General features: G+C 42.2%; 11 protein-coding genes. 10 read left to right on the top strand and 1 reads right to left on the bottom strand.

Features of this window, described 5'->3' with window-relative positions:
- The first annotated feature begins 63 nt into the window (after window positions 1-63).
- The 6 genes from cbpB to BMZ06_RS16210 all read left to right on the top strand — a co-directional run bounded on the left by cbpB (window position 64) and on the right by BMZ06_RS16210 (window position 6253).
- The gene (gene cbpB, locus BMZ06_RS16185) at window positions 64-513 is read left to right on the top strand and encodes a cyclic-di-AMP-binding protein CbpB (protein ID WP_089753551.1); all 450 of its coding nucleotides are present in this window, start codon (window positions 64-66) and stop codon (window positions 511-513) included.
- Window positions 514-1157: 644 nt separating this feature from the next.
- On the top strand, window positions 1158-2633 hold the full coding sequence (locus BMZ06_RS16190; protein WP_089753553.1) for an MDR family MFS transporter: 1476 nt from the start codon (window positions 1158-1160) through the stop codon (window positions 2631-2633).
- Between the two features lie 63 nt (window positions 2634-2696).
- The gene (dapD, locus tag BMZ06_RS16195; RefSeq protein WP_089753555.1) at window positions 2697-3416 is read left to right on the top strand and encodes a 2,3,4,5-tetrahydropyridine-2,6-dicarboxylate N-acetyltransferase; all 720 of its coding nucleotides are present in this window, start codon (window positions 2697-2699) and stop codon (window positions 3414-3416) included.
- A 55-nt stretch (window positions 3417-3471) separates the two neighbouring features.
- The gene (locus BMZ06_RS16200; protein ID WP_089753556.1) at window positions 3472-4587 is read left to right on the top strand and encodes an N-acetyldiaminopimelate deacetylase; all 1116 of its coding nucleotides are present in this window, start codon (window positions 3472-3474) and stop codon (window positions 4585-4587) included.
- Between the two features lie 81 nt (window positions 4588-4668).
- Window positions 4669-4911, top strand: a complete 243-nt coding sequence (locus BMZ06_RS16205) for a YkuS family protein (protein WP_014643033.1) — start codon at window positions 4669-4671, stop codon at window positions 4909-4911.
- Window positions 4912-4963: 52 nt separating this feature from the next.
- Window positions 4964-6253, top strand: a complete 1290-nt coding sequence (locus tag BMZ06_RS16210; RefSeq protein ID WP_089753558.1) for a hemolysin family protein — start codon at window positions 4964-4966, stop codon at window positions 6251-6253.
- 41 nt (window positions 6254-6294) lie between these two features.
- On the opposite strand, the gene BMZ06_RS16215 is transcribed toward BMZ06_RS16210, so the two are convergent.
- On the bottom strand, window positions 6295-7140 hold the full coding sequence (locus BMZ06_RS16215) for a mechanosensitive ion channel family protein (protein WP_089753560.1): 846 nt from the start codon (window positions 7138-7140) through the stop codon (window positions 6295-6297).
- A gap of 322 nt (window positions 7141-7462) precedes the next feature.
- Between BMZ06_RS16215 and BMZ06_RS16220 the strand changes: the two genes are divergently transcribed.
- The 4 genes from BMZ06_RS16220 (at window position 7463) to BMZ06_RS16235 (ending at window position 12362) form a co-directional block, all read left to right on the top strand.
- On the top strand, window positions 7463-8005 hold the full coding sequence (locus BMZ06_RS16220; RefSeq protein WP_014643036.1) for a peroxiredoxin: 543 nt from the start codon (window positions 7463-7465) through the stop codon (window positions 8003-8005).
- A 93-nt stretch (window positions 8006-8098) separates the two neighbouring features.
- Complete coding sequence (locus BMZ06_RS16225) at window positions 8099-8551, top strand: TlpA family protein disulfide reductase (RefSeq protein WP_089753562.1); 453 nt, start codon at window positions 8099-8101, stop codon at window positions 8549-8551.
- Between the two features lie 205 nt (window positions 8552-8756).
- Complete coding sequence (locus tag BMZ06_RS16230) at window positions 8757-10511, top strand: ABC transporter ATP-binding protein (protein ID WP_089753564.1); 1755 nt, start codon at window positions 8757-8759, stop codon at window positions 10509-10511.
- A gap of 18 nt (window positions 10512-10529) precedes the next feature.
- A complete protein-coding gene (locus BMZ06_RS16235) occupies window positions 10530-12362 on the top strand; it encodes an ABC transporter ATP-binding protein (RefSeq protein ID WP_089753567.1) in 1833 nt (610 codons plus the stop codon).
- The last annotated feature ends 521 nt before the right edge of the window (window positions 12363-12883 follow it).

The following is a 12883-nucleotide window of genomic DNA, read 5'->3' on the forward strand; positions in this document are numbered from 1 at the left end:
ACTGGTTAACCAAAGCGTCTTTCTGCTCCTTCAGTTGCAAGAGAAAAAGGAGAGAACAAGTTTATGGTAAGTTTAGAAAAAGAAGCATTAGTTATTCCAAAAGTATCCGAGTTAATGATTTCTTCTGAAAAAGTAGCTCATGTCCAAGTCGGCAATCCATTGGAGCACGCTTTGCTGGTTCTGGTAAAGACCGGCTATTCTTCTATTCCTGTTTTAGATCCGACCTTTAAATTTAAAGGAGTCATCAGTAAGTCGAAGATTTTAGAAGAAACCCTAGGCATTGAAGAATTTGAATTAAACCGTTTATCTGATATTCAAGTAAAAGAAGTGATGGATAAGGATTTTCCATATCTCCATCATGAAGACAGTATGATTGACGCTTTGCATAAGTTAATTGATTTCCCTTTTGTCTGTGTAATTGACGATGATGGTGAATTTGATGGAATTGTCACCCGCCGCACCATTCTGAAACAGTTCAGTAAGCATTATCACGAGACTTTTAAATGGACATAAACAAGAGACTATAAATAACAGCTATGATAAAATAGAGGGCATCATACCGGTGCCTTCTATTTTTTTATGGTTCAGGTCAAGTAAATCTACGAGATGATTTTTCAATAAAGCTCGCGATACAGGAAGACTCAGTTTCGAGATAAAATTGGGTCCGTTACTCTAAGTGGAAGAGGGATGGTGGGGAAATAACTCGTCTTGTTCCATCACCCAGAAACTCGAGACATAAGCCGTTCATCAACGGACGGAAAGACCACCGTCCTTTTGATGCTCGGCTTATGCTGGTCGTGTTTTTCGGGGCGATTCCACATTTGAACACTTTCCTATGGCCCTTCGTCGTACAGGGGCGGAAAGCGAATCGTCCCCCGGAGGACCTTTCTTGTAAATCAATATCTCGAAACTGAGTCATACTCAATCCGTCCTGATAGCAAAAGATACATTTTATGAATAATTAACTATGCGTCTAATAGAGTCTTTTGTAAAATTAAAGGCAGGTTGCCGGTGACGCATTGTTTTCCTGAAAACTTTTCTCTTCACAGGCATAAAATTGAATCTTCCAATAGAACGGATTATTAATGAAGTGAATGAATCTTTGATTACGGAAGCAACGTTTAATCTAGTGTACGGTTTAAAAGGTGGATGTCCGCATGACAAAGGAAAAGAGAAGAAATCGTGGTCTCGTATTAGCTTCCATTATGATGGCGATGTTTCTGGCTGCTATCGAAGCAACGATCGTGTCGACAGCCATGCCGAGCATTGTGGCTGATCTCGGGGGATTTAGTTTATACAGCTGGGTATTTTCAGCTTATTTATTAACAAATGCTGCGACAGTATTATTGTTTGGACGCTTATCTGATATATTTGGCCGAAAACCGATTTTTATGATGGGAATCAGCTTATTTTTAATTGGCGCGGTAACCTCTGCGCTTTCTCCTTCGATGGAAGTATTAATCGTGGCCAGACTAATTCAGGGGTTCGGGGCCGGAGCCTTAATGCCAATAGCAACAACGATCGTCGGGGATATTTACACAAAGGAAGAACGAGCGAAAATCCAAGGTTACCTGACCAGTGTGTGGGGGATTTCAGCAGTGACAGGTCCAGCTCTGGGCGGATTTTTTGTAGATGTACTCAGCTGGCCGTATGTTTTTTGGATGAACGTTCCTCTCGGCCTGTTGGCTTTAATTGGTGTCATTTTTTTCTTCCATGAAGATGTTTCTGAAGAAAAAAGACCGATTGATGTGGCTGGTTCTTTCTGGGTGGTCATTACGATCAGTACACTCATGATTATTCTTGTTGAGGGAGGAGTAGGCATCCCCTGGAAATCATGGGTTATGTTCGCTTTATCAATTGCCTCTATTACCAGTTTTACTATTTTCTACCTTGTGGAAAGAAAAGCACGCGAGCCGATGATGCCTTTTCATATTTGGAAGTACCAGTCCATCCGCTATGCGAATTTAACCTCCCTGACGACAGGTATGATTCTTATGGGAGTTACTAGTTACCTTCCTGCGTTTGTACAGGGAGTTATGGAGCAGTCAGCTACTGTGGCAGGTTTCACCTTGACGGCTATGTCGATCGGCTGGCCTATTGCTTCCACCCTTGCCGGACGGCTTGTGCTCAGAATAGGCTTCCGTCCGACTTCGATCCTCGGCGGAGTATCTCTCATTATAGGTGCTTCATTATTTTCAGTATTAACGCCTGATAAAGGTCCATTATTCGCTGCAATTGGTTCTCTGTTCATTGGAATAGGCATGGGGCTCTCATCAACTTCCTTTATCGTCTCTATTCAAAACACGGTAGATTGGAAGACAAGAGGCATAGCGACAGCAACGAACATGTTTATGCGGACTATAGGCAGTGCGATTGGTGCTGCTTTGCTCGGAGGCCTGTTGAACAGCCGGATTAATGCAGCGATTGAGCAGTCGGGTTTATCTGATCAATTTACAGTAGATTCCACGAATTTACTTTTACGGGAAAGCGGGAGGAATGAGTTAGGCAAACGAGCCCTGGAAGTGTTACAATCAGGACTAACTTCAGGACTGCATGTGGTATATATAGGAATACTCATACTGGCAGTCATCAGTTTTATATTAATTTTGCGACTTCCAAAAAAAGAAATTTGATATCATCCTTACTGCTTTGATAAAGTAAAGGGTGAAAGAATTACATAAAAGGAGGAGTTTAACTTGAATCAAATGGATGCTAATGAAATTATTTCATTTATTTCAAACAGTGAAAAATCTACACCAGTTAAAGTATATGTAAAGGGTGACCAGCTTGAGAGTCTGGATTTTGGAGAACAAGTGCAAGACTTTGTTTCTGGACAATCCGGAGTCATATTCGGGGAGTGGAAAGTGATTCAGCCTCTTCTTGAAAAATACAGTAGTGAAATTAAGGATTATGTCATTGAAAATGACCGTAGAAATTCAGCTATTCCGCTTCTTGATCTGAAAAAAGTGAACGCGCGTATTGAACCAGGAGCAGTTATCCGTGACCAAGTAGAAATTGGAGACGGAGCCGTGATCATGCTTGGTGCTATGATTAATATCGGATCTGTTGTAGGAGAAGGCACCATGATTGATATGAATGTCGTTCTTGGAGGCCGTGCTACGGTAGGGAAGAATTGTCACATCGGAGCCGGTGCCGTACTAGCTGGAGTTATTGAGCCACCTTCTGCAAGTCCTGTTGTAGTGGAGGATGGCGTAGTTATCGGAGCAAATGCTGTTATTCTTGAAGGTGTCACGGTCGGTGAAGGTGCTGTTGTAGCTGCCGGCTCAATCGTTACCGCCGATGTAGAACCTAATACTCTTGTAGCGGGAACACCAGCTAAGAAAATTAAAGATATCGATGACCAGACAAAATCGAAAACAGAAATTAAACAAGAACTTCGTAAATTAGATCAATAAGTACGAATGAGGCCTTGCTGAAGCAGCAAGGCCTTTCTTATAAGGAGGGTACCCCGTGGAACTAGAACAATTAATTGAAGTAAGACGAAATCTTCATCAGATCCCTGAACTTGGTTTTCAAGAGGAAAAAACGCAGAACTTCTTATTGAATTACATCAAACAGCTCCCTCAGGAGGCTCTGACCGTTGAAACATGGAAGACCGGCATATTTGTCAAAGTAGAAGGAAAGATTGGTAAGAAAACGATTGGCTATCGTGCAGACATTGATGGTTTACCTTTAAATGAAGAAACAGGCTTCGACTTCCGTTCTGTCCATGAAGGAAGGATGCACGCCTGCGGTCATGATTTTCATATGACGATTGCTTTAGGCGCCTTGACGAGGCTCGCTTCAGAGCCAGCAGATCACAATGTGGTATTTTTATTCCAACCGGCAGAAGAAGGTCCGGGAGGGGCAGAACCTATGCTTCAGGCTGATTTTCTAACACAGTATAAACCTGACACCATATTTGCGTTGCACATTGCTCCGGAGCTCCCGGTAGGATCGGTATCAACAAAACCCGGACTGCTTTTTGCGAATACTAGTGAATTATTTATTGACTTCAAAGGCACAGGTGGCCATGCAGCTTTTCCTCATATGGCGAAGGATATGGTCGTTGCAGGCAGTACATTTGTCACTCATCTACAGCAAATCGTTGCCCGTCGAGTTGACCCGCTCGACAGCGCGGTTATAACTATAGGTAAAATGGAAGCGGGAACCGTACAAAATATTATTGCCCAGGAAGCGAGACTGGAGGGAACGATCCGCACTCTGACACCAGAATCGATGGATCAGGTGAAAGCTGAAATTGAAAAACTGGCCAGAGGGTTTGAAATAAGCAACGACTGCCACATTTCTATTCAATACGGATCGAATTACTATCAGGTCTATAATGATACAGAAGCTGTCCAGGGCTTCAGACATACAGTAAACAGCTCTTCTTACGATTTTCAAGACGCGAACATGGCTATGACAGGAGAAGACTTCGGATACATGCTGAAGGAAATTCCAGGTTTTATGTTTTGGCTTGGAGTGGATTCTAAAGCCGGGCTGCATCAATCAAAATTAAATCCGAAAGAAGAGGCTCTCCTTGTAGGAGTGAACCTGGTGGAGAGTCATATTAGAAACGTGTAAAGGAAATGGATGCATACCCATCTGCCTTCAGTAAACAATAATAGATGGTTGTTAAAACAAGGCAGGGAGAGGTGGATGGTAATGAAAAGAATAGGTATTGAAGAGAATCTAAGTGATATACGTTCCGCTCTTCAGCAAAAAGGGTATGAGTTGGTTGAGATGAAAAAACAGGAGGATGCGGCGAGCTGTGACTGCTGTGTTATTTCCGGGCAGGACCGCAACGTAATGGGAATCATGGATGCCGAGACTAAAGCTTCTGTCATCGATGCTCATGGGAAAACTGCGGATGAAGTTTGTCAGGAAGTTGATGCTCGTTTCTCCTAAGAAACAGATGGAGGTTTTTACCTCCAGTACATAGAACAGGGAGAGTTGCATTATGGAATCGACGTTGAAACTATTAGCCGTAGCTGTTTTGATCATCCTCACAGCTTTTTTTGTGGCCAGCGAATTTGCGATTGTAAAAGTCAGGAAAACGCGTGTAGAAGCAAAAGCTGCAGAAGGAAATAAAAAAGCGAAAAGTTCCTTGCGCGTGCTGAACAATCTGGATTATTATTTGTCAGCCTGTCAGCTGGGTATTACGATTACCGCTTTAGGACTCGGGTGGCTTGGAGAGCCCACGCTTGTGATTCTGCTCGATCCTCTAATCGGTAATTTCAATTTACCATCCGGGATCACTCATACGATTTCCTTTGCTATATCTTTCTTCATTATTACATTTTTGCATGTAGTGCTCGGTGAACTTGCCCCTAAAACCGTAGCGATTCAAAAAGCGGAATCCATCACACTTCTTCTTGCCAGACCTTTGATGCTGTACAGTAAACTTATGTATCCATTTATTTGGCTGCTTAATGGCTCTGCCAATGTGCTGGTTCGTCTGTTTGGTTTCCAGACGGCTAACGAGTCAGAGGAAGTCCATTCAGAAGATGAATTGAGGCACATTTTAACGCAAAGCTATCAAAAAGGAGAGATCAACCGGTCCGAGTACACCTACGTGGATCGGATTTTTGAATTCGATAACCGGACGGCGAAAGAAATAATGATTCCACGGACAGAAATGGCTGTGATTGATATCAATCATTCCTTGAAGAGTATTTTGCGAGCGATGAAACATGAGCGGTACACACGTTATCCAGTAGTAGATGGAGATAAGGACCAGGTGATTGGCCTTATTCATATGAAAGAATTCTTTTATGAGGATGTCGAAGAACAGGATTCGATCCATTCTTTCATACGTCCAGTTATGAAAGTGTTTGAAAATGTACCGATTCATGATCTGCTTGTGAAAATGCAGAAGGATCGCACCCATATGGTCGTACTGATGGATGAATATGGCGGTACGTCCGGCATTGTAACCGTAGAGGATATTCTCGAAGAAATCGTGGGGGAGATTCGGGATGAATTTGATCATGAAGAAGAGCGGGAAATTAAGCGTCTGAAAAATGGACACTTCCTTCTGGAAGGGAAAACATCCATTCAGGATATCAATGAGTTCTTTGAATTAAATTTAGACCATGAAGATATTGATACGATTTCCGGCTGGATTTATACCCGAGATTATGAGGCCAAGGAAGGAACTATTGTAGCTCAAGATAAATTACAGTTTAAAATCGTGGATATGGAAGACGGACAAATTAAAAAAGTGGAAGCATGGGAAGATACCCAATAAAAATAGCCCGGGTTTCCCCGGGCCGGTTTTAGAGAGAGCGATTAATCGTTCTCTTTTTTCGTTACATATACTTGATGCGGATAAGGAATTTCTATACCGGCTTGATCGAGAGCTTCTTTCATGGCTTTCCTCAAGTCTCTCTCTACAGCCCACTGTTCCATGTTTTCCGTTTTTCCTAATATGCGGATGACCACATCGGAAGAACCCAGGCTTTGAACGCCAAGAACACTTGGACCTTCTTTAAACCGCTCATCCATGGCGAATTCGTCAGCTACTTCTTTTAGCACAGTCATGGCCTGATCAATGTTCTCATCATAACCAATACCGATATCCACCAGTGCACGCATGTTTCCGCGGGAGTGATTGGCTACGCCTGAAATGTTCCGGTTGGGGATAAAATTCAGTGTCCCATCGAAACTACGAAGCAGCGTGGTACGTATTCCTACTTCCTCAACCACTCCGTCATATCCACCAGCCGTTACATAATCTCCAACTTCAACCTGGCGCTCTGACAATATGAAAAAGCCTGTCACCACATCGGAAACCAGCCCTTGAGCACCAAACCCAATCGCAAGACCCACAATTCCGGCTCCAGCGAGCAGCGGTCCGATTTCGATCGTAAGCGCACTTAACAGCATGACGATGAAAATAAAAGTAAGGGAATAGGAAAAAATATTAATAGCCAGTTTTTCAAGCGTCTGACTCCGTCCATTTGATAATTTCCGCTGATTGCTCATCCGTTTCATTGCCGCGCCAATAGCTTTTTTACCAAGCGGCTTCACAATAGCAAAGGCAATAAGTAAAAGGAGTATCTTCAGCCCTCCGGTGATGATATTCTCCACGACAACGGAAGGATTGAATTTAAAACCTTCTTCAAATATATTCATTTTACGACTCCTTTCTCCAAAAACTTACTAGGGTTCCTATATAGGATATCGGAAAGTCCAGAATCATTTCAATTATTATTTCGTTTTTAAATGATTGGTTGGGATTTTAATGGGGGATGGGCGTATAGTTTTACTTTTCCCATCAACTATTGTTTAATGAGAAACGTAGTGGTACATACTATTGGTAAGAAAAAGTGTAAGTCATTCGAGGACAATAGATTAAATTAATTATTAGTTAACATTGACTATAATTAGTGTTCTCGTTATACTGAATGTTGTGAAAAAATAACGAAATTTTCAAATTATTTTCGGAGGGATTCAAATGGCAGATCGTATGGTAGCCAAGCAAGCACCACGCTTTGAAATGGATGCAGTACTTCCAAACAAAGAATTCGGTAAAGTTTCACTGGAAGAGAACATGAAGAACGACAAATGGACAGTCCTTTTCTTCTACCCTATGGACTTCACATTTGTATGCCCTACAGAAATTACAGCTCTATCCGATCGTTTCGATGAATTCGAAGATCTGGATGCAGAAGTAATCGGGGTATCTACAGATACCATTCACACCCACCTTGCGTGGATCAATACTTCCCGCGAAGATAATGGTCTTGGTGACCTTGAATATCATTTAGCGGCAGATACCAATCATCAGGTATCTAAAGACTACGGTGTACTGATTGAAGAAGAAGGTGTTGCTCTACGTGGCCTGTTCATCATCAGTCCTGAAGGTGAACTGCAGTACCAAGTGGTTAACCACAATAATATCGGGCGTGATGTAGACGAAACACTTCGAGTCCTGCAGGCACTTCAAACCGGCGGACTATGCCCGGCTAACTGGAAGCCAGGTCAAGAAACTCTATAAGTTCCCTTTACTAAATGAACGAAAGATTAAGGGTCTAACATGTCAGGTGTTAGACCCTTTTCCATCCTAAAGAAAGAAGAGGAGGATTTAAATATGCGTTTAAGAACACCAATGCCAGAATTGCCAGAAGCAACGACATGGTATAATAGCGAACCATTAACGAAAGAGGATTTAATCGGGAACAAACCGACGTTAATTCACTTTTGGTCAGTCAGCTGCGGACTATGTAAAGAAGCGATGCCCAATGTTAATGAATTCCGTGATGAGTATAGTAATGATTTAAACGTTATTGCTGTTCATATGCCGCGTTCAGAAAAAGATCTCGATTTAGATCAAATTCAGGAAGTAGCAAAAGAGCATGGCATTACTCAGCCGATATACGTTGATAACCGCCACGCTCTTACTGACGCATTTGATAATCAGTACGTGCCCGCTTATTATGTATTTGATGAAGAAGGAAATCTCCGTCACTTTCAAGCTGGAGGCGGCGGAATGAAAATGCTTCGTAAACGTGTGAACCGCGTTCTTGGGCTTAACCAGAAATAAGGAATGACAAGAAAGCAATTCCCATATACCTATGGGGATTGCTTTTTTTACGTTAGGGCAAGTTGTAAAGCTAATATGACCATTGTCACTGGCTGAATGATTCAAACTGGCAGAAATTTTTAAAAATTGGGACGTAATGGTGGCATTTTATTTCGATACCCGATATATTTATAATTACGTTAAAAATATTTGGAGGAGGGGGATTATGGAGACTTTTAAAAAATTGAAGCAGTTTTACTGGCCCTATCGTAAGTACTTTTTCTTATCGGTATTGTCCTTGATTTTCGTTGCCGGAATAACGGTTGTTTATCCAGTCATACTGCAAAAAACGATAGATGAGGTAATCCGGGGTGGAGAGTATAATTTAATTCCATACATTTGCGGCATTTTTATTTTGTTAATGATTGTGAAGGGAATTGCGACTTATTTTCATCAATACTTAGGAGAATATTTTGGAATTAGCTCCGTCTTCACTTTGAGGGATGAGTTATATAAAAAGCTGCAGCGTCTATCCTTTAAATATTACGATAATGCGAAGACGGGAGACTTAATGTCACGTTTAACGGCTGACGTAGAAGGATTTCGTTTCTTTCTATCTTTTGGTTTTTCGGAACTGATTCGTATTACCTTGCTAATTGTGATCAGTTTAAGCGTTATGTTTTATTACTCCATTCCTCTTGCTCTCGTGACGATGGCGGCCATGCCGTTTTTAGCTGTTGTTGTTTACAGCTTTGATCGTAAAGTACACCCTGCTTTTCGGCGGATACGGAAGTCGTTTGGAAAACTGAATACGCGAGTACAGGAAAATATCAGCGGCATGAATACGGTGAAATCACTGTCCAGAGAAAGTTTTGAAATCGGAAGGTTTTCGGATCGGAGTGAAGACTATCGATCGAAGTATATTACAACTTCAAATATATGGGCACGTTTCTTTCCGCTAATGGAATTTATCGGTAACGTTTGTGTCGTTGCTTTGCTTGCGTACGGAGGTTTCTTAGTCATTAACGGATCACTTCAGTTAGGGGAGTTGGTCGCCTTTTTCAGTCTTGTCTGGTACATTCTAGGACCGCTTATGAACTTAGGGTTCGTCATCAACCTGTTCTCCCAATCAAAAGCTTCTGGAGAACGCTTACTTGAGATTCTGGAAGCAGAGGAGGATATCAAGGAAAAAGAAGATCCCATTGTTGAAGATCGACTACAGGGTCATGTAACGTTTGAAGACGTGACGTTAACTTATACAAAAGACGATGATTCAGCTCTAAAACATATTACCTTCGATGCGCCTCCAGGTAAAACTATCGGTTTAATCGGGGCAACGGGTGCAGGTAAAAGCAGTATAACGCAACTGATTACCAGGTTTTATGAACCTGAGAAAGGCCGTGTTTTACTCGATGGTGCTCCGGTTCAAGAATATGGGCTGAAGACCCTCAGGAAAAATATAGGATTTGTTCTGCAGGAATCTTTCTTATTTTCCACTACGATTAAAGAAAATATATCTTACGGAAATCCAGATGCTACGATTGAAGATGTGATGGATGCAGCCAAACGGGCGCAGGCCCACGACTTCATCATGGAAATGCCGGAGGGTTATGACACCTTGCTTGGGGAACGAGGTATGGGGCTTTCAGGAGGACAGAAGCAGCGGATTGCGATTGCAAGAGCTATCTTGATTGATCCTTCCGTCCTTATTTTGGACGATGCCACTTCAGCCGTTGATATGGAAACAGAGTTCCAAATTCAAAAGGCGCTGCAAGAGGTCATGAAAGGAAGGACGACCTTCATTATTGCCCACCGTATTTCTTCGTTAAAACATGCGGATGAAATTCTCGTATTGGAAGACGGGGAAGTGAAAGAGCGAGGTATTCATGATGAACTTGTTCATAACGGCGGTCCGTATCAGAGGATCTACGATATCCAGTATCAGGATAAAGAAAAAATACTCAATGCTTCTAACGCTTAAAGAAGGGGGGAGAACCAGGTGGCAAAAAAACCGAAACATAAACCTGTTACGAATAAACATTTAAATCGTTTTAAATATACACAGGACCAGGCAGTTGAAAAACCCTTTAACTGGTCGCAAATGTGGAGACTGTTGCGTTATGTGAAGCCTTATTCTAAAACTTTGCTTCCGATTTCAATCATTGCGATGCTTGTATCAACGATCGTCCGTCTAGTTGTGCCAATTTTAATTGGTCGAGTAGCCATTGATAAAGCTATTGGCAATAGTAATACAAATCTGTTAATTCAACTCGTTGTCGGTATTTCTATTCTTTATCTACTTAGTTATATTGCAAATACACTGCGAATCAAGTATGTAAATATTTTAGGTCAGAATGTGATTTATGACCTTCGGCAGCACTTATTCTCACACGTACAGCGGCTTTCTCACAAATTCTTTGATTCAAGATCAGCAGGTTCCATTCTAGTAAGAATAATGAATGATATAAACTCTCTACAGGAATTGTTTACGAATGGAATTATTAACTTGCTCATGGATGTTGTCATGCTTACTGGGATTATCGGAATCCTGTTCTGGATGAGTCCTAAGCTTGCATTAGCCATACTTGTGATTATGCCGCTGATGTTCTATATCTCAACCAAGCTGCGCCGCAATATCAGGCGCTCCTGGCAGGATGTGCGGATTCAGCAGTCTCGTCTGAATTCTCATTTGAACGAGAGCATTCAGGGAATTCGAATTACGCAATCTTTTTCACAGGAAAGAGAAAATGCGGAGTACTTCGATGGCATAAACACCGATAATTTTCAGTCCTGGAATACAGCAACTAGAAAAAGTGCGATGTTCCGCCCGTTTGTAGAGATGAGTAATGCGATAGGAACCGTTATCCTTATTTCTTTCGGTGCCTATCTAATCCTGAGTGGAGACATATCCATTGGTAAATTTGTCTCCTTTGCCTTTTTCCTGGGTATGTTCTGGGAGCCAATTTCAAGACTTGGCATGATGTACAATCAAATGCTCATGGCAATGGCCTCCTCGGAAAGGATTTTCGAATTTCTGGATGAACAGCCCAATGTAGAAGAAAAGACAAATGCGGTTGAGCTGAAAGACATGAAAGGTCATATAGAATTTGACCATGTGCAATTTGCTTATGATGAAAAACGGATCGCTCTCCATGATATTAATTTAGAAATGAAACAGGGAGAGACGGTGGCTCTGGTCGGGCACACCGGATCCGGGAAATCGACCATTGCGAATTTAATCAGCCGTTTCTACGATCCAACAAAAGGAGCGGTTAAAATTGACGGAGTCGATTTACAGGATGCGACTATTGATAGTGTGCGCCAGCAAATCAGTGTAGTGCTGCAGGATACCTTTATCTTCTCCGGCACCATTCTTGAGAATATCCGCTTTGGTCGTCCAACTGCCAGTGATGAAGAAGTGAAAGAAGCGGCTAAAGTGGTAGGAGCGGAAGATTTTATCAACCGTTTAAGTGAGGGATATGAGACAGAAGTAGAAGAGCGAGGTAGTATTTTATCGGCTGGGGAAAAGCAGCTGCTTTCTTTCGCCCGCGCTTTACTTGCCGATCCGCGAATTTTAATTTTGGATGAAGCTACCGCAAGCATCGATACCGAAACGGAAGTGCGTATTCAGAAAGCCCTCCGTAAACTATTAAACGGTCGAACAGCCATTATTATTGCTCACCGGTTGTCCACGATCCGTGAAGCGGACAATATTTATGTGCTGGAAAATGGGCGCATACTCGAGAACGGTTCACACGATGAATTAATGGATCAAAAAGGTGAGTATTATGAATTAGTGAAAGCCCAGTTCCAAATGCTTGATGCCATCTAGGATCTGGATTCAACCATATCCATATTTCTTTACGAAATGCACTGTTAAACTTCCGTATTGATTTTAAGGTAAAGCTCTCGTTTCTGTAAGACTCAGTTTCGAGATATCTAGTGAGAGAGTTAGGTCCTGCGGGGAACGACTCGCTTTCCGTGGGCATGTGTTGAGCCTCCTCAAGCTAATGCTTTCCGGGGTCTCACCGATCATGTTTATCCCACAGGAGTCTCCCCGTTCCCCTCCGGACCTGGCCAAATCAGAGACTCGAAACGGCTTAAGATATCTTCTTGATGAGTAAAAAGAGCATGGGAATATGAGGCTGCTTTCATGCTATAAAGATGTGGAATAGCCTGTCAGGTAAGCATGTAAGACCAGTTAAGAGGGAGAGCATTCTCTCTTATATAAGCGTCCGTTATTCTCGCTCGGCTGGGTTGGTGGGGAAATGGCGCATACCCGTCAAGCTAAGCTCTACAATTTCGTAACTCCCTTATAAACGTTACTCTTTTAGATGAAATTTCTAAAGGAGG

Source organism: Halobacillus alkaliphilus (assembly GCF_900113125.1).
GTDB classification, from domain to species: domain Bacteria; phylum Bacillota; class Bacilli; order Bacillales; family Halobacillaceae; genus Halobacillus; species Halobacillus alkaliphilus.

Excerpts from the sequence above, each read along its gene's own strand:
- cbpB (WP_089753551.1), top strand. The coding sequence starts at position 64 with ATGGTAAGTTTAGAAAAAGAAGCATTAGTTATTCCAAAAGTATCCGAG.
- BMZ06_RS16190 (WP_089753553.1), top strand. The coding sequence starts at position 1,158 with ATGACAAAGGAAAAGAGAAGAAATCGTGGTCTCGTATTAGCTTCCATT.
- BMZ06_RS16205 (WP_014643033.1), top strand. The coding sequence starts at position 4,669 with ATGAAAAGAATAGGTATTGAAGAGAATCTAAGTGATATACGTTCCGCT.
- BMZ06_RS16210 (WP_089753558.1), top strand. The coding sequence starts at position 4,964 with ATGGAATCGACGTTGAAACTATTAGCCGTAGCTGTTTTGATCATCCTC.
- BMZ06_RS16215 (WP_089753560.1), bottom strand. The coding sequence starts at position 7,140 with ATGAATATATTTGAAGAAGGTTTTAAATTCAATCCTTCCGTTGTCGTG.
- BMZ06_RS16220 (WP_014643036.1), top strand. The coding sequence starts at position 7,463 with ATGGCAGATCGTATGGTAGCCAAGCAAGCACCACGCTTTGAAATGGAT.
- BMZ06_RS16225 (WP_089753562.1), top strand. The coding sequence starts at position 8,099 with ATGCGTTTAAGAACACCAATGCCAGAATTGCCAGAAGCAACGACATGG.
- BMZ06_RS16230 (WP_089753564.1), top strand. The coding sequence starts at position 8,757 with ATGGAGACTTTTAAAAAATTGAAGCAGTTTTACTGGCCCTATCGTAAG.